The sequence below is a fragment of the Acidobacteriota bacterium genome (genome assembly GCA_003696075.1).
Classification (GTDB): Bacteria; Acidobacteriota; Polarisedimenticolia; order J045; family J045; genus J045.
Window position 1 is genome coordinate 1 of record RFHH01000080.1, and the last position, 21,611, is coordinate 21,611.

At 72.9% G+C, this 21,611-nt stretch carries 14 protein-coding genes; 7 read left to right on the forward strand and 7 right to left on the reverse strand.

Going from position 1 to position 21,611, the window contains the following annotated elements; genetic code table 11:
• A partial coding sequence (locus D6718_05350; GenBank protein ID RMG46566.1) for a Glu/Leu/Phe/Val dehydrogenase occupies positions 1-1,173 on the reverse strand: 1,173 nt, incomplete at its 3' end.
• Positions 1,174-1,307: 134 nt separating this feature from the next.
• Here D6718_05350 and D6718_05355 point away from each other — a divergent pair.
• A complete protein-coding gene (locus D6718_05355) occupies positions 1,308-2,468 on the forward strand; it encodes an MBL fold metallo-hydrolase (GenBank protein RMG46567.1) in 1,161 nt (386 codons plus the stop codon).
• Here the strand turns inward: D6718_05355 and D6718_05360 are convergent.
• Positions 2,356-3,996 (reverse strand): sodium/proline symporter, encoded by a 1,641-nt coding sequence (locus D6718_05360; GenBank protein ID RMG46568.1) that lies wholly within the window; start codon positions 3,994-3,996, stop codon positions 2,356-2,358. The genes D6718_05355 and D6718_05360 overlap by 113 nt on opposite strands.
• The gene (locus D6718_05365; GenBank protein ID RMG46569.1) at positions 3,996-4,379 is read right to left on the reverse strand and encodes a hypothetical protein; all 384 of its coding nucleotides are present in this window, start codon (positions 4,377-4,379) and stop codon (positions 3,996-3,998) included. Before D6718_05365 ends, D6718_05360 begins: the two co-directional genes overlap by 1 nt.
• Positions 4,380-4,508: 129 nt before the next feature.
• Between D6718_05365 and D6718_05370 the strand changes: the two genes are divergently transcribed.
• Positions 4,509-5,453, forward strand: coding sequence for a DUF481 domain-containing protein (locus D6718_05370; GenBank protein RMG46570.1), 945 nt, complete (start codon positions 4,509-4,511; stop codon positions 5,451-5,453).
• Here the strand turns inward: D6718_05370 and D6718_05375 are convergent.
• Both D6718_05375 and D6718_05380 read right to left on the reverse strand, forming a co-directional pair.
• Entirely contained in the window at positions 5,443-6,717 is a 1,275-nt protein-coding gene (locus D6718_05375) for a glycosyltransferase (protein ID RMG46571.1), read from the reverse strand. The two genes, D6718_05370 and D6718_05375, sit on opposite strands and share 11 nt — an antisense overlap.
• Before the next feature lie 26 nt (positions 6,718-6,743).
• Entirely contained in the window at positions 6,744-7,751 is a 1,008-nt protein-coding gene (locus tag D6718_05380; protein RMG46572.1) for an amidinotransferase, read from the reverse strand.
• 1 nt (position 7,752) lies between these two features.
• Here D6718_05380 and D6718_05385 point away from each other — a divergent pair, with 1 nt between their 5' ends.
• The 3 genes from D6718_05385 to D6718_05395 all read left to right on the forward strand — a co-directional run bounded on the left by D6718_05385 (position 7,753) and on the right by D6718_05395 (position 12,607).
• Positions 7,753-8,991: a hypothetical protein gene (locus D6718_05385; protein ID RMG46573.1), complete on the forward strand. Its 1,239-nt coding sequence runs from the start codon at positions 7,753-7,755 to the stop codon at positions 8,989-8,991.
• A gap of 350 nt (positions 8,992-9,341) precedes the next feature.
• Entirely contained in the window at positions 9,342-11,573 is a 2,232-nt protein-coding gene (locus D6718_05390; GenBank protein RMG46574.1) for an MFS transporter, read from the forward strand.
• Entirely contained in the window at positions 11,570-12,607 is a 1,038-nt protein-coding gene (locus D6718_05395; protein RMG46575.1) for a hypothetical protein, read from the forward strand. The genes D6718_05390 and D6718_05395 overlap by 4 nt, the downstream gene beginning before the upstream one ends.
• 35 nt (positions 12,608-12,642) lie before the next feature.
• Here D6718_05395 and D6718_05400 read toward each other — a convergent pair whose 3' ends face one another.
• A complete protein-coding gene (locus tag D6718_05400) occupies positions 12,643-13,950 on the reverse strand; it encodes a hypothetical protein (protein RMG46588.1) in 1,308 nt (435 codons plus the stop codon).
• Positions 13,951-14,047: 97 nt separating this feature from the next.
• On the opposite strand from D6718_05400, the gene D6718_05405 reads away from it, so the two are divergent.
• The gene (locus tag D6718_05405; protein RMG46576.1) at positions 14,048-17,926 is read left to right on the forward strand and encodes a 5-oxoprolinase; all 3,879 of its coding nucleotides are present in this window, start codon (positions 14,048-14,050) and stop codon (positions 17,924-17,926) included.
• A 465-nt stretch (positions 17,927-18,391) separates the two neighbouring features.
• Positions 18,392-18,901, forward strand: a complete 510-nt coding sequence (locus D6718_05410) for a methylated-DNA--[protein]-cysteine S-methyltransferase (GenBank protein RMG46577.1) — start codon at positions 18,392-18,394, stop codon at positions 18,899-18,901.
• A gap of 9 nt (positions 18,902-18,910) precedes the next feature.
• On the opposite strand, the gene D6718_05415 is transcribed toward D6718_05410, so the two are convergent.
• Entirely contained in the window at positions 18,911-21,448 is a 2,538-nt protein-coding gene (locus tag D6718_05415) for a response regulator (GenBank protein ID RMG46578.1), read from the reverse strand.
• Between the last annotated feature and the right edge of the window lie 163 nt (positions 21,449-21,611).

The window sequence follows — 21,611 nt, forward strand, 5'->3', positions numbered from 1 at the left end:
CGCCCGATCCAGGACATCGCGGGCCGTACGGTAGATCCCGTGGGGAGACGCGTCATCGAGATGGGACATGACGCGTGGGTCGTCCGGCACGCTCCCGTACTGCTCGTCGGCGCAGTTGACGATGCCCATTCGGTTGACGAGGAAATCGGGAACGTAGACGATGCCGCGGCCCGCGAGTCGCTCGTCGTCCGCCTCGGGATCCTCGAGCTGGTTGTTCGCCGCGCCGCAGACGACCCGTGCCCGCACCGAGGGGATCGTCCTCGAGTTGAGCACGCCCCCCACCGCGCACGGGGAGAGAATGTCCACCGGCTCGGCCAGGATCGACTCGTCTCCGGCCGGGACCTGGCGCAGCTCCAGCGGAGCGTCCGGATGCCGGCGCCGGAGGGCTTCGATCCGGCGCGCATCGGGATCGGCGCCGACCACCCGCGCCACCCCCGCCTCCAGAAGATGCGTGACCAGCCTGCCGCCCACCTCTCCGAGCCCCTGCACAGCCACCGACTTGCCGCGCAGCCCACCCATCCCCAGATGGTCGAGCGCGGCGCGCATTCCGCAGACGACACCCCGCGCGGTCGGCCCGGAGGGGTTGCCGCTTCCGCCGAACTCGGGCGGGATGCAGGTCGTAAAGCGCGTCCGGCTGAAGACGGCCGCCATGTCCTCGGCCGTCGTCCCGGAATCCTCGGCGGTCACGTAGCATCCACGAAGCGAGCTGATGAACGCGCCGTACTCTTCGTACAGCCGGCGGCGCGGGCCGGGCTGTTCGGGGTCGATCGCCCCGGCGGGGTCGATCACCCCCTTGCCACCGCCCCACCATAGACCGGCGAGCGCGTTCTTGAGCGTCATTCCGTACGACAGGCGGAGCCCGTCCCGGAACCACGATTCGATCGTGTCGTAGCGCCGGAGCCGCACGCCGCCCGCCGCCTGGCCGCGGCACGTCCGGTGGACGAACGCCCCTTGCAGCGCCCCCGTCTCCGGCCCGACCTGGAAGAAGACCGCCTCGTGCTCCCGGTGATCGCGGCGTTCGGAAGCGAGCCAGGCCGCCAGCGGGGCCAGCGCTTCGTGCGAGGCCCGGGGCGGCTCTCCCGGCCGAGGCGGCGCGAGAAAGGCGCGGCGGATCCCCCGCTCGCGAAGAAAGGCACAGAACGATTCCGGGTCGAGGCGATGGAGCTCGGGCATGGGACAGCCTCTCGGGGCGGGGATAGAGGCTGGACCGATCCGCTGCCTCCCGCAACCCGACACGGCGGCGCCGTGAACGATCCGCGGGAAGGGCGGCGGAGGGAGCTCGGGGGCTCCGGGCGGTCGGCCGACGGATGGGGCCGGGCGGCCGGCTCGGCCGCCGGGCGGCATTCCGGGAGCCGTTCGGCAACACCGGCGGCGGCCGCCCCGGTCTCGCCAGGGCCCCGGGGCTCTCCTCCTCCGGTGGCCGAACGGCGGCCGAGGCGATGCGGGCCCGCCCCCGGGGGGTTTCTCCCGCTTCCCGTTTGTGGCAGTGTGCGCCCATGGTCGACGCCGTGTGCCGGTGGGCCGGGCTGGCAGCCGCACTCGCCGGAGCGCTGGCTTGCGCGGCCGGCTCGCGCGAGGCGAACGGAGAGCGTCCCGGCCGGCCTCGGATTCGCGTGCTGGGGACGGTCCAGGACGGGGGACTGCCCCACCCGGCCTGCACCTGCCGCCGGTGCGAGCGGGCCCGACGGAACCCTGCGGCTCGGCGCTTCGTCGCCTCGATCGCGATCGTCCTTCCCGACCGGCGGATCTTCCTGGTGGACGCGACTCCCGATCTTGCCGCCCAGCTCGATCTCCTTCGGGACGTGCGCCGGGCGCCGGAAGGTCGGGTCGATCGGTCACCCTTGGCCGGCGTTTTCCTGACCCACGCCCACATCGGCCACTATCTCGGCCTGGCCTACCTCGGCTACGAGGCGGTGAGCACGCGCGGCATTCCCCTGTACGGGACCCCGTCGATGCTGGCGTTCATCGAGGAGAACGAGCCCTGGCGGCTCCTCGTCCGGCGCGGACACGTGTCGCCGCGCGCGATCCGGCCGGGCCGGCCGGTCTCCCTCGGCGGGGGCGTGACCGTGCGCCCCCTTTCCGTCCCCCACCGCGACGAGCTCACCGACACGGTCGGCTTCGCGATCGAGGGACCCCGGCGCAGCGTCCTGTACGTCCCGGACACCGACGGGTGGGACCGGTGGGACCCGCCTCCGGAGGAGATCGTCGCGCGGTTCGACGCCGCGATCGTCGACGGAACGTTCTTCTCCGGAAACGAGCTTCCCGGGCGGTCCACGGCGGAGATCGGTCATCCGCTCGTTCGCGAGACGATCGACCGGCTCGGACCGGTGGTGGCGCGAGGCACCGAGATCCTCTTCACCCACCTGAACCACTCGAACCCGGCCCTCGATCCCGGCAGCCCCGAGCGCCGGCTCCTCGAGAAGGCCGGATTCCGGGTCGCCCGCGAGGGCGAGGAGCTGGATCTCTGAACGGCGGCGGTGCCTCCGGGAGCCGGGGTGCCGTTCGGTCCGCCGCCTCTTCACCACGCGGCCGGATCCAACTCGCCGCCAAGAGCACGAGGAACGAGGCCGCCAAGGCGACGGCGGAGGGGACGGCGCCGGCCGCGAGCGGCGGGCGCGGCAGCCCGGGAAAGAACGGCTGGCGCTGCAGGAACTCGAGGGCCACGTTCAGCACGAGGCCGGTTCCGATCGAAAGGCTGGCGGCGCGCGCCGTCACTCCCGGCCAGTTCAGCCCGACCGCCAGCGCCGGCGCGAGCGCCGCGGCGAACGTTCCGAACGCGAAGGTCCCGAGCAGCGCGATGAGGTCGGCGTGCAGCCACGCGAGCACGGCCGCACCGACCAGCAACGCGCCGGTGGCGATCCGTCCCCAGAGCAGCTCGCGCCGCAGCGGCCGCCCCAGCGCCCGCGGAAGATCCCGCACGATCGCCGCCGCCCCGACGTTCACGAAGGAATCGACCGTGGACATGATCGCCGCCAGAACTCCCGCCAGGGCGAGACCGACCACCCCGTCGGGCGCGATCCGGAGCAGGAACGCGAGCGTCGCCTCGTCGGGCCGGTCCAGCGGTGGGAGCCTCCCCTGCGCCACCAGCGCCGGAACGGCCAGCCCGAGACCGAACCAGATCGCCAGACACAGCGCCTGCCCCGAGGTCACGGCGACCGGAAGCCAGCGGAGCTTCGCCGGATCGCGAAGCATGAAGAACTTGTGGAGCAGATGCGGCTGCCCGAGCGTTCCGACCGAGAAGACGAACCAGAACCCCAGCGCGGTCGTGACCGGCGCCTGCCCGAAGGGCTCGAGAAACCGGCTGCCGAAGCGGCTGGAGATGGAGGCCGCCATCGCCGGCAGCCCTCCCCCCTCAGCGATGGCAACGCCGAAGACGCCGACCGCTGCCGCCACCATCAGCGCGCCCTGGAGCAGGTCGGTGTAGGCGGCGGCCACCATGCCGCCGGCCGAGGTGTAGGCGAGAACGACGATCGTCCCCGCTGCCATCGCGACCGGGAGGCTCCACTCGCCGAGACTGGCGCGCGTGCCGAACACGGCCTCGACGACGATGCCCAGCGCCAGGATCTGCGCCCCGAGGTAGCCGCAAACCCCGACCACCACCGCGAGCGCCGCGAGGCCGGACGCCGTCCGGCTGCCGTACCGCTGGAGGATCACGTCCGGCACGGTGAGCACCGGCGCCGCGCCGGCCAGCTCCCGCAGGCGCCGGCCCACCGTCCAGCAGAGCATGGCCGAGGTGAACCCGACCGGCAGGCAGATGAAAAGCGAGCCGAGCCCGATGCGGTAGGTCAGACCGGGCCCCCCGAGGAAGACGAAACCGCTGAACGCGGCGGACATCGTGGCCGCCGCGGTGACCCAGAGTCCCAGGTCCTGCCCGGCGATGAAGAAGTCGCGGGCCGTCCGGGTCCGGCGGCCCGCCCACAGGCCGACGGCCAGCACCGCCAGCCCGTACAGTCCCGCCGCGGCGACCACGAGCGGGCGCCCGAACGCTGGCGCCATCAGCGGCTCCCGCGCCCGCCCGAGCCGTCTTCCCTGTCGAAGTCCCAGGCGTAGAGCCAAGGCACGACCACGAGCGGGACCACGCCGAGACCCAGGAGCATCAGGACCGTCTTCGCTGGAAGTCCGAACCACCCCGGTTCCCCGCCTCCCGGAGCGAGCACCAGCGCCAAGCCGACGGCTTCCAGCTCGAACGCGAAGGCCGCCAGCGGGACCCGGAGCCGGCCGAGCGTTCCCCGGCGGGCCGCCCCGAGCGCGATGAGCGCGGGCGGGAAACCGAAGACGGCGAGGGTTCCGGCCGCCGCGGCCAGCGGGTGATCGACGGTGAAGGCGACGAGGGCCAGGAGCGAGGCGGAGGCGATCGCCGGCAGCAACGGGTCGCGCACGTCCGGTCCTTCCTGCGGAGTCCGAACCGCCGCGGCCGCTCGCCCGAATCGCGCCGGCGCGGCACCGCCGGGACCCCGGACCCTCCCGCGCCCCGGTGCGCCCGGCCGCGCGGTCGGTTTTCCGCCATAATGCCGCTTCTTCCCGCGCGGAAGCGACCCCGGGCGGGCCGGACGGTGCGCCCACCGGGCGGAGCCGCGCACGGAGGGTTCGGAACCATGACCCGTACCGCCGCCCTCCTGGCGGCCGTTGCCATGATGCCGTCCATCCCGGCCGCCTCCGCTGAAGAGGCGGCCCCCAAGCCGTGGAGCGACGCCGCCGAGGTGTCGATCGTGACCACCAGCGGCAACGCGGAGAACACCAACCTGTCCATCGGCAACAAGTTCGTCTACAAGTGGGGTGAAGCGACCGACCTGACCATCGACGCCGGGGCCCTCCGCACGGAGACCACTTCGTTCCTCTACGACGTCGATCCGGACGACACGTCGAGGGCGGTCGTCGTCGGAAAGACGAGGACCGTCACGTCGGAGCGCTTCTATGCCGACGGAAAGTACCGGCGAACGATCCGGGACGGCTTTCTGTGGTACGTGGGGGCCGGCTGGGAGCGCAACGAATTCGCCGGCATCGACCGGCGCTTCTACGGCTCGGGCGGTCTCGGCTACCGGATCTTCAAGGACGAGCGGCATTCGCTGGCGTTCGAGCTCGGCGCGACGTACACGGACGAGACGTACACCGACGCCGACCCGAAGGGCCGCTCGCAGGCCGACTACGCCGGCGCCCGGGGGTTTCTCGGCTACGAGCGGAAGCTCTCGAAAACGTCCCGGTTTTCGAGCCAGATCGAAGTTCTCGAAAGCCTCGACAACACGTCCGACCTGCGCGCCAACTGGCTCTCGTCGGTCACCGCGAGCTTGACCTCGCGCCTGGCGTTGAAGGTGAGCTACAACGTGCTCTACGACGCGGAGCCCGCCTTCCGGAAGGTCCCCGTTCCGGTCTCGTCCAACCCCGCCGGCTCGGCGTCGTACGAACTGGACGAGATCGACACGATCCTTTCGGTCTCGCTGGTCGTCAACTTCTGACCGGCGGTGTGGGGACGCGGCGGGGGGGATCGCCTCCCCCGGCGCTCTTGTCCGCACGAGCCGTCGCGAGGGCGCGTTCCACCGCGGCGAGCGTGGCCGATGGATCGAAGCGGGCGCGCACCCGCCGCGCCGCCGCGGCCCCCATGCGGTCGAGCGCCTCGGGCTCGCGGAGGAGGGCCGCCAGCCGGGCAGCCAGAGCGTCGCGATCCGGCCGCTCGATCAGGTGCCCCGTCACCCCCGGCTCGACCGTCTCGACGACCCCACCCTCCGCTGCGGCCAGCACCGCGCAACCGCACGCCATCGCCTCGACGGGCACGAGACCGAAAGGCTCGTCGCGACCGAGGTGGACGGTGAGGCGGGCCGCGCGGTAGCGGGCGACCAGTTCTTCGCGCGGCAGGCGCGAGGCGTGAGCCGCCGATCGGTCCTCCCGAACCCGGCGCGCCACCTCCTCCGCCAGGGGCCCCTCGCCGACGATCAGGAGCCGATGCGCCCGCACGGCGGGTTCCCGCCGCCGCGCCTCGCGCCAGGCATCCAGCATCAGAAGCGGGCGCTTGGCCTCCGTCAGCCGCCCCACCCAAAGAACCAGCGGCTCCTTCCGCGGGGGAGCGGCCGGCGCCAGCCGGTGCAGATCGGCCGGCACCGGCGGAACGACCTCCGCCCGGCGGCCGTACAGCCGTTCCACCCGATCCGCGGTGAAACGGCTGTTCGCGAGCACGGCGCGGAACAGCCCTACGGCGGCGCGTTCCCGGTCGATCAGCTCCTCTCGGCCGGGCGCCTTCCCCGTGCGGGCGCGGAGGCGGCTGACCAGCCGCCAGAGCGCCCGCGATCGGTAGAAGCGGAGCGCCGCCCACCGGCCCCCGGCCGCACCGGTCAGCGGAAGATCCGGCGCCGCCGCCGCCGGATCGTGCAGGGCGGCCGGCGGCTCGTGGCAGTACCAGACGGCGGGCGGTGCCCCGCCGCGCGCGTGCGCTTCGGCGTACCAGAGGGTGGCGGGGTAGTTGTGCACGAAGAGCACGTCGTGCTCCGACCAGCGCCCGGCGAGCGTGCGCGCGATCCGCCGCCAATCCCACGGATGGCTCAGCACTCCGCCGTAGCGGTGCTCCACCACGGCGTAGCGAGCGCCGCCGCCCGGCGGAGGGCTCCAGCGATGCGTGTAGAGCACCACCTCGTGGCCGCGCGCCTCGAGCTGCTCGAGCAGACCGTGGATGAACCACTCGGCGCCGCCCCATCGGTCGAAAGTCGGCTGGAGCACGCCGATCGACATCGGGACCGGGCGGGTGGAATCCGCGGTCAGAAGATCTCGGCGATCAGGCAACGGAGGCTCCCCCCCGCCTTCTCGAACTCCGAGACATCCACCGCATGGAGGCGGAAGCCCCAGGAGAGGATCTTGGCGCGGCTCTCCGGCCGCAGCTTCCGCTCGGCGGTGACGCTCATCATGACGTCCTGTGGGGTGACGGCGAGGCAGTTTCCGGCGAACGCGAGCGTTTCCTCCTCGGTGAGCTCGAGCACCCGCCCGTCGTAAATCTCGTGGAGGAGCGGCCCGAGCTGCGGCTCCTCGAAGGCGGGAAGGCGGACCACGGCTGCCCTCCCTGCGAGGATCGCCAGGACGACGTTGGTGTGGTACTCGTCGCGCTTGAGCCGCAGCGCGAAGGTGATCCGGAGCGCGAAGGCCTCGTGCATGGCCCGGCAGCCCTCCTCGTCGGCCCGCTGGGAGAGACCGCAAAAGCCGATCCCGCGCGGGCGGTCGATGACCAGCGCGCCGGTCAGCTCGGCGGTCACTCCGCGCGACCGCAGATCGACGATCTCGTAGCCGAAACCGCCGGCGAACAGCTCCCTGATCTCCCGCCGCTCCGGCTCGGAACGCCGTCCCGGGTGGCGCATCGATCCCGCGATGAGCCTCCTCGGAATCGTGCCGAAGGCATTGTTGACGAACACCGCGTCGTCCTGACCCGGCAGGCCGGCGACCCGCAGGACGGGCAGTCCGATCCGCCCGAGCGCCTCGACGAGGTCGTGATGCTGGGCGCGCGCGCGCGCCGGGTCGACCGGGTGGACGCGGTCGATGTACTTGTTGTCGGGAGAGGCCTTCGGATCGACACGGAAACCCTCGGGTCCCACCACCAGCGCCGCACGCATCGCCGCCGGCCGGTCGGCGGGCAACGGGGCGACCGTCCGCCAGGCCTCGAGATGTCCGTCTCTCCGGTCGCTGATCAAGGCTGCCTCCAGCGTTCCCCCCGCCCGCACGAGGATACAGGGTCGGCGCCGCGCCGGGGGCGGCGTATGCTTCCGGACGAGGTCCACCGTGCGCGCCTTCGACCAGGCCCTGCCGATCGTCGCCCTGCTCGCCGCCGCTCCGGCGGCCGCCGCCGGGCACCTCCAGCACTACGGGTTCGCGGTCGTGGATTGCGGCTGGGACGATCCGCACGACGCGGAGCCGCGCACCCGCTACACGGATGAGGTGGACTGCTTCACCGACACCGCGCAGCTGTGCGTCTACGATTCGTCCGAACGGGTCGCGGGGCGCATCCGGCTGATGAACCTCGCCGGGATCCTTCCGATCCTTCACGTGCAGGGGGTGCTCTTCGAGACGACCGAGACCGGGGTCCGCCTGCGCCCGGACTACGTGGAGCGATGGAACCGGTTCCGGGATCTCAACGCCAGCGCCTTGTCGGCCGACCGTGTGGGGGCCTTCTACCTCGTCGACGAGCCGGTCCTCAACGGCCTGCCGCCCGGCGAGTTGGCCGCCGCATCGGATCTGGTCGATGCGGACTACCCGGAGATTCCCGGAATGGTGATCGAAGCCGCCGATACGGTCGGGGACCTCGTCGTCCCCCCGAGCATGGACTGGGTGGGCTTCGACGAGTACGGGATCTACGATCCGGGCACCGACCCCCGCTACCAGGAACACCTGGCGACGCTGAAGGCGCGGCGATCGACTCCGGAGCAGCGGATCGTGATGATCATGGACGCCCAGTGGCGCCCGGAGTACCTGCTCCTGGGCTGGCTGCCGGAGACGATGGCCGAGGTCGCGGCGAACTACCACGCCGCCGCGGAAGCGGACCCCGACGTCGTCGCGCTGATCGGCTACCTGTGGCCCGGAGGGCTCGATCTGCCGGAGCACTTGGGGGCTCGCGACCTGCCGGAAAACGTGCTCGACGAATACCACCGGATCGGCCGCTCGATCCTCGGCCCGCGGCCGGACTGCCCCGTCTCCCACGTGCTCCTCTTCGACCCGATCTCCACCTACCTGGTTTGGGACCCGGTACCGGACGAGGCGGGTGCGGTCTACGACGTGACGCGTGGCCTCGTCTCCTCGCTCGGCGCCGGCCCTCTCGGGACCGATCTCGGACCGCTCGTGTGCATCGAGGACGACTCCCCCGATCGGAGCAGCGAGACCAACCGGGACGCCGCTCGGCCCCCTCCCGAAGATGCCTTCTTCTACCTGGTGCGCTCCGAAAAGGGTGGAACGGCAGGCTCGTGGGGCACCGACACCTCCGGAGGAGAGCGCGGCGGAGAGGGAGGCTGCCCACCGGTGCCCTGAGCGCGCCGGCCCACCCGGGAGTGTGCCGCGGGACCGCCGCAGCGGAGGCGGCCCCCTCCGGCGATCCGGTCCGGAAACCCGGCGAGAAGCGGGCCGCCCGCCGGTCGGCCGGTCGGCCGCGGGGCGCAGAGGGACACCGCCGGAGGAGCGCTTCTCCCGGCTCGCGGGCACCGGCGCGAACGCTCCCCTGCCCCGATCGCCGGCGGGCGAGCGAACCGAGCTCCGCCGCAACTCCGGCCGGCGGCGCCGGCCGGGGTTCCAGCGGGCGGCACGGAGCCGGCCCGCGCCGGCTGGACCGGAATCGGGACGGGAGATAACGTGTCCCGCTCCCCCGGAGAGCCCCGCCCGAGATGTCCGAAGACCGGATCAGGATCGTCGAGGGGAACCTCGACCGCTGGCTGGAGGAGGCGCGCCCGGCGCCGCACCGTCTCCCTCCGGATGCGCCGCTCCGCCCCGGAAGCGGTCTGACGGCGAGACGTGCCGTCGCCCTGTTCGAGGACCAGGCGGCGAGCCGCGCGATCGACGTCGCCGCCCGCCGCCTCAAGAGGCGAGGACTCTCGTACTACACCATCTCGAGCGCGGGCCACGAGCAGAACGCGGTCCTCGGTGCCCTCCTCCGGATCACCGATCCCTGCCTGCTGCACTACCGCTCCGGCGCGCTGATGATGGCGCGGGCGCGGAAACGGCCGGGTGCGACCCCCGTCTTCGACACGTTGCTCGGCCTGTGCGCCTCCCGCGAGGATCCGGCGAGCGGCGGCAGGCACAAGGTCTGGGGATCGCGGGAGCTGTGGGTCCCGCCGCAGACGAGCACGATCGGTTCCCACCTCCCCAAGGCCGTCGGTCTCGCCTTCTCCCTGGCGCGGGCCCGGAAGCTGCGTGTCGATCCTCCTCTTCCCCGCGACACGATCGTCTGCTGCAGCTTCGGCGATGCCTCGGTCAACCATGCCACCGCCCTCGCGGGCGTCAACGCCGCCCGCTATGCGTACCGCCGGGGACACCCGGTGCCGATCCTCTTCGTCTGCGAGGACAACCGCCGGGGAATCTCCGTGGACACCCCTCGGGGATGGGTGGCGGACCTGTTCGGGCCGATGCGGCATCTGACCTATTTCTGCGCTTCAGGGGAAATCGACGAGATCTGGGACACCGCATCGCTGGCCATCCGGACGTGCCGGTCGACGCGGGGACCGGTGCTGCTGCACCTGCCGTGCGTACGGTTGTGGGGCCACGCGGGCAGCGACGTCGAGTCGGCGTATCTCTCCCGCGACGAGATCGAGGCGACCGAGCGGCAGGATCCGCTCCTGCGCAACGCGAAGCGCCTCGTGGAGACCGGCGCCGCCCGGCCGGAGGAACTCCGGCGGATCCTCGCCGACACCCGGGAGCGCGTGGCCGCGGCTGCGGAGGAAGCCGCCCGGCGGCCGAAGCTGGAAACGAGGGAGGAGGTGGTCGGCCCGCTGGCGCCGTATGACGAAGGAAGGGCACGCCTCGAGGCCTCCCGTCCGGTGGACCGGGCGCTCCGGCACCGTTCCTTCGGCGGCCGGCTGCCCGAGGAGGAGGCGCTCCAGACGCGCCGGACGATGGCGGCGCACATCAACGCGGCCCTCGCGGACGAGATGCTCCGCCGGCCGGAGCTCATCCTGTTCGGGGAGGACGTCGGCCGAAAGGGCGGCGTCTACCACGTCACCGCCGGCCTGCAGGAGCGCTTCGGCCCCGCGCGCGTGTTCGACACCCTGCTCGACGAGACGACGATCCTCGGCCTGGCGCAGGGGGCGGCCCAGATCGGTCTGCTCCCGGTCCCCGAGATCCAGTACCTCGCCTATCTCCACAACGCGATCGATCAGCTGCGGGGCGAGGCCTGCTCGCTGTCGTTCTTCTCGAACGGCCGCTTCACGAACCCGATGGTGGTGCGCATCGCCGCGTTCGCCTACCAGCGGGGCTTCGGCGGGCACTTTCACAACGACAACGCCATCGGCGCCCTGCGCGAGATTCCCGGTCTGCTCGTGGCGACCCCGTCGCGCGGGGACGACGCAGCGCGGATCCTGCGCGGCCTGATCGCGGTGGCGAAGGCCTGTGGCCGCGTGGCCTGCTTTCTCGAGCCGATCGCCCTGTACCACGAGAAGGACCTCTACGAACCGGGCGACCGCGGGCTGCTGACCGACTATCCGCCGCCGGACGAGTTTCTGCTGCCGGGCGAGATCGGCATCTACGGGGCCGGAAACCGCGATCTCCTGCTCGTCAGCTACGCCAACGGCGTGCGCCTGTCGCGACGGGCGGCGCACCGGCTGGAGCGCGAGGAGGGGGTCCGTTGCCGCGTGCTCGACCTGCGCTGGCTGAACCCGCTCCCTTGCGATGCCGTCCGGCGGCACGCGGCGGAGTGCGCCGGCGTCCTGGTGGTCGACGAGTGCCGGGCGACCGGAGGCGGCGTGGCGGACGCTCTGCTCGCGGACCTGGCGGAGTCGGGCTACCGCCGTGCGGTCGCGAGCGTGCGTGCGGCCGATAGCTACATCCCGTTGGGGCCGGCGGCCGACACGGTGCTGGTACAGGAGCGGCAGATCGTGGAGGCCGCGCTGGAGATCCTCCGGTGAGGCGGGCGGCGCTCGTCCTACCCGGACGGGGCTCCTACACGGAAGCCTCGCTCGGGTCCCTCCCGGGAGAGCACCCCCTCGTCGCCCGCGCCGAGAAACTGCGGGCCGAGCGGGGATTGCCGCCGCTGCTCGAACTCGACCGGGCGGAGCGTTTCCGGCCGTCCGTGCATCTGGCCCCCCGCAACGCCTCCGCGCTGATCTACGTGGCGTCCATGCTCGACGTCGAGCGGGCCTTCGCCTCCCACCGGGTGGTCTGCGTCGGCGGCAACTCGCTCGGCTGGTACACCGCCCTCGCCGCCGCAGGTTCGCTGAGCTTCGAGGAGGGTTTCCGGCTGGTGCAGGAGATGGCGCTCATCCAGGAGGAGTTCGGCGTGGGCGGGCAGATCGTCTACCCCGTCGTGGGGGAGGACTGGCGTCCCGATCCGGTGGCGCAGGGGAGGGTCCGGCGGGCGCTCGAGGCCGCGGGGGGCGAGGCCTTCCTCTCCATCAGATTGGGCGGATACGCGGTGCTCGGAGGCACCCGGCGCGGGCTCGAGCGGGCCGCGGCGGAGCTGCCGCCGGCGGAGCGGCGCGGGCGGCGCTACCCGTTCGCGCTGGCGCGTCACCATGCCTATCACACCCCCCTGCTGGCGCGAGTGGCGGAGGCGGCCCGGGAGCGGCTCTCCGGCCTCGCCTTCCGGCCTCCGGACGTGACCCTGGTCGACGGGCGCGGCTGCCGGCACACGCCCTGGTCTGGCGACCCCGCCGGGCTCAGGGAGTACACGCTCGGGGCGCAGATCGTCGAAACGTACGACCTGACGTGCAGCGTCCGCGTCATGCTCCGGGAGTACGCGCCCGACGCGGTCGTCTTGCCGGGTCCCGGGAACACGCTCGGCGGCGTGGTCGGGCAGATCATGATCGAAGAGGGCTACCGCGGTCTTTCATCGAAATCCGACTTCGACGCCGCCCAGCGAGGCACCGCGCCGCCCGTGGTCTCGATGGGACGTGCCGAGCCGCCCGAAAGGCAGGGAGGCGATCCGGCACGCGCGGGCTGAGCGACACCCGTGCCCTCCGCCCCGCCGCGCGCCGCTCAGCGGGCGAGGTCCGAGCCGAGCCGCAGCGAGGTCAGCAGCTCGACGAAGGCGCGCCACCGCTCGCCCGGATCCGAACCTCCCCGCAACCTCCGCTCGACCCAGCCGCGCACGAGATCCTTGCCGAGGTTGTAGTTGATGACGTAGCTGCGGTATTTGTCGATGAAGTCGAGCCTCTTCTCCGCACGCTCGCGCGGCATCAGCGCGTACCGAACGAGGTAGTCCACCGCTTCCTCGCGCCCGATCTTTCCGTCGAGATAGTCGCGCGCCGCCTCGTTGCCGGCGTACGACAGGGCCTCGGCCAGCCGGCGCACGGCGGCGAATCGCTCGGCCTCGGCGGGATCGAGACCGGCCAGCGGAAAGAGGACGTCCCGCTCGAACTCGGTTCGCTCCTCGCCCGGAAAAGCGACTTCGATCCCGTAGTTGGCGCTGCCCTCGGCGACGAGAGACATCGGGCTGAACAGGGGGTAGATCTGGAACTCCACCCACCCGCGCTGTCTCACGAAACGCTGCTCGAGGAGGACGTTGTAGACGTGGTGCCCGGGATAGCCCTCGTGGCACGCGAGGTCGACCGCCCGGTCGATCGTGACCGGAAGGTCGGTGTTCACCTGGATGAGGCTGCGGAAGTTTCCCTGATACCAGTTGTAGGCGCTCCAGGGCTGGCCCTGGACGTATTCCACGTCGAAGCTCTCCCCCTCCGGGAGCGTCACGTGGGCGAGCGTTCGCCGCCGGCACTCCCGTACGGCGGCATCGAACACGGCGCGGAGGCGGTCCTTCGGGATCTCGAAGCGCCGCAGGTAGGCGGCGTAACGCTCCGGCACCGGCCCCTCTCCCGGAAGTTCCGCATCCAGCCTCGCCACCAACGACTGGTAGAAATCGGCGCGATGATGGGGAGCCGTCGCGTCGTACAGGACCTGCGACTCCTCGTCGAACCGAAGCTCCGCCCCGGCGAGCATCTCCGCCCGCGCGGCGAGGGAGGCGAGCTGTTTGCTCAAGAAACGCCCTCTGGCCGCGAGCAGTCCCCGGCTGCGGGCGGCGGATCCGCTCGCCGTGGCGGCCAGCTCGCGCGCCCGCTCCGCGATCCGCGCCGGATCGGAAGGGTTCCGCCGGGCCTGCTCCCGCCACTCCTCGGGACCGTAGTAAGCATCGACGTAGTCCGGATCGTGTTCGCCCAGCTCGAGGGCGAGCTGGACGTACTCGCGCGCGACCTCGTCGAGCACGGCCTCCTCCCCGCCCTCGCCGCCCCGGCACGCCGCCGCGCCGGCGAGGCCGGCGCCGACGAGTGCCCATGCGATCGCTCGCCGCATGACCTCTCCTCCCGGGCGATTCTCGCAAACCGCCGCCTGGGCGTCATCTCCCTTCGCGGCGTTGACCGCCGCGCGCCGATCCCGGATCATCCGCGCCATGTCCCGGAAGCGGCACGGAACGGGCGAGCCGGAGCGCCCCTGGCGCTTCGCCATCGATGTGGGCGGAACCTTCACCGACGTGCTCGCCGAGGACCCTTCGGGCGCCTTCCACCGGGTGAAGGTCCTCAGCAGCGGCGCCCTTCGCGGGACGGTCGAGCAGTGGGAAGCTCCCGACCGGCTGCGCGTCCGGCCCGGCTGGCGCGGGGGCTCCCGGGCGGTCCGCGGCGCGCGTCTCGCCGCGCTCGGCCGGAAGGAGCTCGGCCCGGCGGTGGAGAGCTACGACCCGGCGAGCGGCCGCCTCCGGCTCGCCGGAGCCGCCGTGCCGGAGCTGATTCACCTCCTCCCGCCGGGCGGTTCGTTCGAGCTCCGGTTCGAGGATCCCGCGCCGCTGGTCGGGATCCGCCTGGTCACCGACACCCCGGCGGGGGATCCCCTCCCTCCGGTTTCGCTGCGCCTCGGCACGACGCTGGCGACCAACGCCCTGCTGACGCGGTCGGGCGCCGAGGTCGTCCTGTTCGTCACCGCGGGCCACGGCGATCTCCTGCGGATCGGAACGCAGGAGCGGCCCGACCTGTTCGCACTCTCCATCGAGCGGCCGCCGCCCCTGTACGCGGCGGTGGTGGAGGTCGACGAACGCACCGGTGCCGACGGGACGGTGGTCCGTCCGCTCGACATCGGCCGGCTCCGGCGGGACGCCCGCGCCCAGCTCGCCGCCGGGAGGCGCTCCGCGGCGGTCGCCCTGCTCCACGCCGATCGCTACCCCGATCACGAGACGGCCGTCGCCCGCGTGCTGAGAGAAGAGGGTTTCGAGCACGTCTCCTGCTCGCACGAAATGGCGCGGTCGATCAAGATCCTGCCCCGCGCCGAGACGGCGGTGGTCGACGCGCGGCTCGCGCCGGTCGTCTCCCGCAACCTGGCCCAGCTCGCCCAGCCGGTGGGCGGCCGGCTGCTGGTCATGACTTCAGCGGGCGGACTGGTGGGCCACGGCGAGGTCCGGGCCAAGGACATCCTGCTGAGCGGCCCCGCGGGTGGCGTGGCGGGCGCCCGCGTCGTGGGGGAGAGAGCCGGCGCGTCGAAAGTGATCGGATTCGACATGGGCGGGACGAGCACCGACGTCTGCCGGATCGACGGGGACTTCGAGTACGTGTTCGAGCACAGGGTCGGGGACGCGCACCTCGTCGCCCCCGCCCTCGCGATCGAAACGGTGGCCGCGGGAGGCGGTTCGGTCTGCGCCTTCGACGCGTCGGGGCTGCGCGTGGGGCCGGAGTCGGCCGGGGCCCACCCCGGACCGGCTTGCTACGGCGCGGGCGGGCCGCTCGCGGTCACCGACGTGAATCTCCTCCTGGGGCGGCTCGATCCGGCGCGACTCGAGATCCCGATCGACCGCCAGGCCGCCGAGAGGGCCGCCGAGGCGCTCCGCCGACAGGTGGAAAGGGGAACCGGCGAGCCGGTGGCCCTCGACGAGATGCTGGAGGGGCTGCTGGAACTGGCGCACGAGAAGATGGCCTCGGCGATCCGTGCCATCTCCCTCTCGCGCGGCTACGCCCCGGAAGCCTCGACCTTGGTGGCCTTCGGGGGGGCAGGAGGGCAACACGCGACGGCTGTCGCCGCCCGTCTCGGCATGACCCGCGTCCTGGTTCCCGCCGACGCCGGGCTTCTCTCCGCTCTCGGGATCGCCGCGGCGGCGATCGAGCGGTTCGCGGAACGCCAGGTGCTCGCGCCGCTCGCACGGGTGGGCTCGCGCGTTCCCGGGTGGCTGTCCGAACTGGAGCGCGAGGCCGCCGGACTGGTGGCGCGGGAAGGGATCGATCCGCGCGCGATCGGAAGGCGGCGCGCGCTGGCCAGCCTCCGCTTCGCCGGGCAGGAGGCGACGGTGGAGGTGGATGTCCCTGCGGATGGCGACCTGGCAGCCGCCTTCCGGTCCCGGTACCGCGATCTCTTCGGCCATCTCCCCGAGGCCCGCCCGATCGAGCTCGTGTCGCTGCGGGTCGTGGCGGGAACCCGCCCGGAACCGGTGCGCCCGGCGCCGATCCCGGAGCGCTCCGTGCGGCCGGAGCCGCGGCGGACCATCGACAGCCGCTTCGAGGGACGGTGGCTGCGGACGCCGGTGTTCGACCGCGAGTCGCTCGAGCCCGGGGCGGCGATCGACGGACCCGCTCTCGTCTGCGACCGCTTCGCTACCACCGTCGTCGAGCCCGGCTGGAAAGGGCGTCTCGACGCCGCCGGAACGCTCGTCCTCGAGCGCGGCGCCCGACGAGGAGCACCCGCGGTCCGCCGGCGGCCGCGAGCCGTCCGGCTGGAACTGTTCACGCACCGGCTGGAAAGGATCGCGAGCGAGATGGGTCTCGCCTTGGAACGCAGCGCCGTCTCGACCAACGTGAAGGAGCGCCGCGACTTTTCGTGCGCCGTACTCGACCGGCACGGACGCCTCGTGGTCAACGCGCCCCACATCCCCGTGCACCTGGGATCGCTCGGGCTGTGCGTCCGGCGGGTGATCCGCGAACGGCCGCTCGACCCGGGAGACGTCGTGGTGACGAACCACCCCCGCTACGGCGGGTCGCACCTTCCCGACGTCACGGTGATCGCCCCGGTCGATGCGGGTGGCGTGCGGATCGGATATGTCGCGGCGCGGGCGCACCACGCGGAGCTGGGCGGCACCCGGCCCGGCTCCATGCCGCCCGATGCGACCCGCCTCGTGGAAGAGGGGGTGGTCATCCCTCCCTTCCGCCTCGTGCGGAACGAGCGTGCCGACTGGGACGCCCTCCGGCGGCTCCTGACCGGCGCCCCCTACCCGACGCGCGCTCTGGCCGACAACCTCGCGGATGTCGCCGCCGCGGTGGCAGCGTGCCACCGTGGCGCCACGAAGCTCGCCGAGCTGGCGCGCGAGGAGGGGATCGCCGCGGTCATGGAGCACATGGAGGGGCTCGAGCGGCGCGCGGAGCGCGCGGTGCGCGACGCGCTGCGGCGGCTGGGCGACGGGCGCAGCGAGGACCGCACCGAGCTGGACGACGGGACGCCGCTCGCCGTGCGGATCGACGTGCGCGGCGGGACGGCGCGTTTCGATTTCACCGGTACGGGCGGGGTCCACCCGGGGAACCTGAACGCCACGCCGGCGATCGTCCGGAGCGTGGTGCTGTACGTCCTGCGCCTGCTCGTGCGCGAGCCGATTCCGCTCAACGAGGGCCTCATGGCGGCCGTGGACCTCGTCGTGCCCTTCGGGCTGCTCTCTCCCCACTTTCCCGACGATCCTGCGGCCTGCCCGGCGGTCGTCGGCGGAAACGTGGAAACGAGCCAGAGGCTCGCCGATCTCCTCGTCCACGCCCTGGGGCTCGCCGCCGAGAGCCAGGGGACGATGAACAACGTCCTCTTCGGCGACGGGAGAGCGAGCTACTACGAGACGATCTGCGGCGGCGCAGGCGCCGGACCGGGCTTCCACGGCGCATCCGCCGTCCACACGCACATGACGAACACGAGGATCACCGACCCGGAGATCCTGGAACACCGCTTCCCAGTCCGGCTGGAACGCTTCGCGATCCGGCACGGCTCGGGCGGGGCGGGTCGCTGGCGCGGCGGGGACGGCGTCGTGCGCGAGCTGACCTTCCTGGCGCCGCTCGAGCTGTCCGTGCTCACGCAGCGCCGCCGGGAAGGCCCCCGGGGCGCGCGGGGCGGCGGAGCCGGCCTGCCGGGCGCGCAGCGCCTGCGGCGCGCCGGCGGCGCCACCGAGGAGTTGCCGGCGATCGCCGGGACCCGGGTCGGCCCCGGCGACCGGCTGGTCGTCGAAACGCCGGGCGGCGGCGGCTGGGGCGCTCCGGCGCCGGCACTCGGACAGCTCCGGGAGCGTGGGACTGGCGATGCGTCTCCGGGGGAGCCGCGCTGAGACCGGGACCACCGCGCGGGACAGGCGGCGCCGATTCGGGCACGCGCGATTGGAAGTGCTTCCACGACGATGCGGAATCGCGCCGGAAGGACGCGGGCGCGGCCCGTCCCGCCTCTCGCCCCCGGGACGCGCGCCCTGATCGGCCCTTCCGCCGCACACCGGTTCCGAGGTGCTTTCCCAATGGTGCGCTGCCGCGCCGGCGGGGCGCGGGTGCGGCCTGCCCAGCACCACTTCCCGCCCCCGGGACGCGCGCGCCGATCGGCTCTTCCGCCACACGCCGGATCCCGCCATCCTTCCGGCTCGACCCGGAGGCGAAAAGCCCGCCGCTCCCGCTTCCCCGGTGGCCGCCGCGCCTTCGACGCCGCCCGCCCCGGCCGGGAGACGCCCGCGACGCCGGGGAGCGGAGCTCGCCCTGCGTTCGGGAACGGCGGTTCGCTATCCTCTCCGCGGCGCGGAGAGGAGGAGATGGGCGCGGCCGGAACGTCGTGGATCGTCGTGCCGGCGCCGTTCGGCGCGGCGCGCCTCGAGGCGCGCTCCGGGCGTCTCGTACGGCTGTCGCTGTTCCGGGATCCGGGCGCCGCGGCAGCGGGCGTCTCCGGCCGGCCCGCTTCCCGCCCGGCGCCGGCGCCGCTGGAGGCGGCCGCCGAGCAGCTCGCCGCCTACTTCGCGGCCCGCCGGCGCGAGTTCGATCTCCCTGTCGATCCGGGAGGCACACCCTTCCAGCGGCGGGTCTGGCGGGCCCTCATGGAGATCCCCTGGGGCGCGACCCGGAGCTACGGAGAGATCGCGCGAGCGATCGGCCGGCCCGGCGCGGCGCGCGCGGTGGGCGCGGCATGCGGCGCGAATCCGATCGCCATCGTCATCCCGTGTCACCGGGCGATCGGATCCGATGGAGCGCTCACCGGTTTCGCGGCGGGGGTCGACGTCAAGCGCTTCCTTCTCGATCTCGAGCAACGGGGCCGGAAGCTGTTCTGAGCCAAGCTTTCACGCGTTCGGATGGCGGTCCCGCCGAATCTCCGCGCGGGGCCCGGTGTCGCCGGCAGGATGCGTCCGGTGCGCCAGGGCCTCCGCCAGCGACCGGCCGAGCTGCTCCTTCCCGAAGGGCTTGACGAGGATTCCGGAGACGCCGAGGGCCGCGGCGGTCTTTCCCTCGAGGCGGCGGCTGAACCCGGTGGTCAGCAGCACGGGGAGATCCGGCCGGATCGCGCGCAACTCGGCGGCCAGTCGGTCGCCCGGAAGATCCGGCATCGTCTCGTCGGTGACGACCGCGTCGAAACCGGCCGGATCGCGCCGGAACCGATCGAGCGCCGCGGGCCCGGAGGTCACGGGGACCGCTTCGTAGCCGAGCCGTTCGAGCATGCGCGCGGTCAGCCTCGCGAGCATCGGCTCGTCGTCCACGACCAGGATCCGTCCCCGCCCCCGCGCGGCGCTCCGAGGCGGGACCTCCTCCGGACCGGCTTCGCGGTCGGCAAGCGGGAGGTACACGGAGATGGTGGTCCCTTCACCCGGCCGGCTTTCGGCTTCGAGCGTTCCGCCGTAGGAGGACACGATTCCGTGCACCACCGCCAGGCCGAGACCGGTTCCCCGACCCGCGGGTTTGGTGGTGAAGAAGGGATCGAAGATACGGTCGAGCACCTCGGCCTCGATCCCGCCGCCGTCGTCGCTCACGGTCAGGAGCTCGTACCGGCCGGGGGCGACCCCGAGCCTCCCGGCCGCCTCGCCATCCAGCGTGACGCGGCGCAAGCCGATCTCGATCCGGCCGCCCCCGCTGCCGATCGCGTCCTGGGCGTTGGCGGCCAGGTTCAGCAGGACCTGTTGCAGCCGCGTGGGGTCGGCCTCCACGACGGCCGGCTCGCCGTCCGAGACCACTTCCACGGCGGTCGTCGCCGGCAGCGACGCCCGGAGGAACCGAACCGTTTCCTCGACGAGCGGCCGCAGCTCGGTCGGGCGCCGGTCTTCGGGCGCCGCCCGGCTGAAGGCGAGGATCTGCTCCACCAGACGGCGGCCCCTCCGCGCCGCGACCAGGATCTCGCCGGCGGCACGCGCCTCCTCGCCGCCTTCCGGCAGGGTGTCGCGGAGGAGTTCCGCATGGCCGAGGATCGCGGCGAGAACGTTGTTGAAATCATGGGCGATCCCTCCTGCGAAACGCCCGAGCGCCTCGATCTTCTCCGCCTGCCGCACCCGCCGCTCGAGGCGTTCCCGATGAGCGGCCTCTTCCCGGAGCGCCCGGTTCGCCTGCTCCAGGTCGGCGCTCCTGCGGCGCAGATCGGACACGGTTCGCCGGAGGGTCTCCGCCATTTCCCGGAACTGCCCGACCAGGGTGCGCACCTCGCGCGTCCTCGCGGCGGGCCACTCCGGATGCCAAGGCCGATCGAGAGAGCGGGGAATCTCCCGGGCGAGCGCGGCCAGACCGGCGAGGGGGCGCGCCAGGGCTCTGCTGACCTTGAAGGCGAGTGCGAACGCCCCCGCGACCAGCACGAGCACGACCATCAGGCACACCCGCCCCACCGTGTGCACGCGGTCGCGGACCGCGGCCGCCGACGCCGCCACCTGTAGTCGCCACCCCGGAAAGCCTGGCAGTGCGATCTCGCGCACATAGGAAGCGTCCTGCCAGCGGAGCGGCGGCGGCCGGTGCACCGGCCGCGGGAGGAGCAGGTAGCGGCCTTTCGAAACTTCCCGCACCTCGCCCTCCGAACCGGCCGTTCCGAAGGGGCCGTTTCCCGCCGAGGCCACCTCCTCCCCCGCCGGACCGATCACCCGGAAGGGACCGGTGCCGGCCTCCTTGGCGAACCAGTCCCCGGACAGCGGCGGCCCTTCCGAATCCGGCGGCGCGTGACTCTCGAGCGCGGCGGCGATCCGCTCCGCCCTCTCGTCGAGCCGCTCCCACAGCTCCGACTCGATCGAGGCGCGTCCCACATGCAGGGCGACCGCCGCGGCCGCCAGCCCGGGCAGCAGTCCGCTCGCGGCCATGAGGTCGAAGAGCAGGTGGCGAACGGGTGACGGCGCGACCGGCAATCGCAGGCGGCGACACCAATCCACCGGAATGGCGTGAACGAGAAGGCCCGCCAGCGCCGCGTCGGCGAGGCCGTTGAGGCCGCGCGCGAGCGCGAGGAAAGCGGTCGCATCCGCCCCCAGTGCGAGATGCCAGCCATAGAGCACCGCGACCAGCGGCACGCCGCCGGCGAGCCAGAACGCTCCGGCCGCGGCCAGCAGCGGAACTCCACGCTGCACGAGGAGCCCGACGGCGAGCGCCTCGGCGAAGCCGACGGCCAGCGGGCCGGGGTGGCCCCACACCCAGGACGAGGCGGCTCCGGAGAGGATCCCGGCCAGGACGCCCCATCGGGGTCCGAACAGCCGGATGGTGGCGAAAACGGCGATCGACCCGAAGCGGAAGTCGATCCCGAACGGGAGCGCGAGCGGAAACAGTCCTCCCGCGATCGCCGCGGCGAGGATCGCGGCGAGAACCGGCCGGCCCCGCGGTGGAACGGGGCCTTTCGACGGCAGCTCGGCCCTCCCGGACATCTTCTCCCGGAAGCGGCGCTTCCCCGAGCCCTTCGCACCCGATTCCGGAAGCGCCCGCGCGGCACGGGCGCGGACGCAGGGTATCACAGCACGAACCGCTGAAGAACCGGTGCGGAAGCGGCGGGAAACCGCCCGGCGGGACGGGCTCGAAGCGCCGGCGTCC

Bases quoted from the DNA above. Each gene is read 5' to 3' on its own strand.
- D6718_05360 (RMG46568.1), bottom strand. From the start codon at position 3,996: ATGGCGCCAGCGTTCGGGCGCCCGCTCGTGGTCGCCGCGGCGGGACTG.
- D6718_05375 (RMG46571.1), bottom strand. From the start codon at position 6,717: ATGTCGATCGGCGTGCTCCAGCCGACTTTCGACCGATGGGGCGGCGCC.
- D6718_05410 (RMG46577.1), top strand. From the start codon at position 18,392: ATGGGCGCGGCCGGAACGTCGTGGATCGTCGTGCCGGCGCCGTTCGGC.
- D6718_05370 (RMG46570.1), top strand. From the start codon at position 4,509: ATGCCGCTTCTTCCCGCGCGGAAGCGACCCCGGGCGGGCCGGACGGTG.
- D6718_05355 (RMG46567.1), top strand. From the start codon at position 1,308: ATGGGGCCGGGCGGCCGGCTCGGCCGCCGGGCGGCATTCCGGGAGCCG.
- D6718_05390 (RMG46574.1), top strand. From the start codon at position 9,342: ATGTCCGAAGACCGGATCAGGATCGTCGAGGGGAACCTCGACCGCTGG.
- D6718_05405 (RMG46576.1), top strand. From the start codon at position 14,048: ATGTCCCGGAAGCGGCACGGAACGGGCGAGCCGGAGCGCCCCTGGCGC.
- D6718_05415 (RMG46578.1), bottom strand. From the start codon at position 21,448: ATGTCCGGGAGGGCCGAGCTGCCGTCGAAAGGCCCCGTTCCACCGCGG.
- D6718_05400 (RMG46588.1), bottom strand. From the start codon at position 13,950: ATGCGGCGAGCGATCGCATGGGCACTCGTCGGCGCCGGCCTCGCCGGC.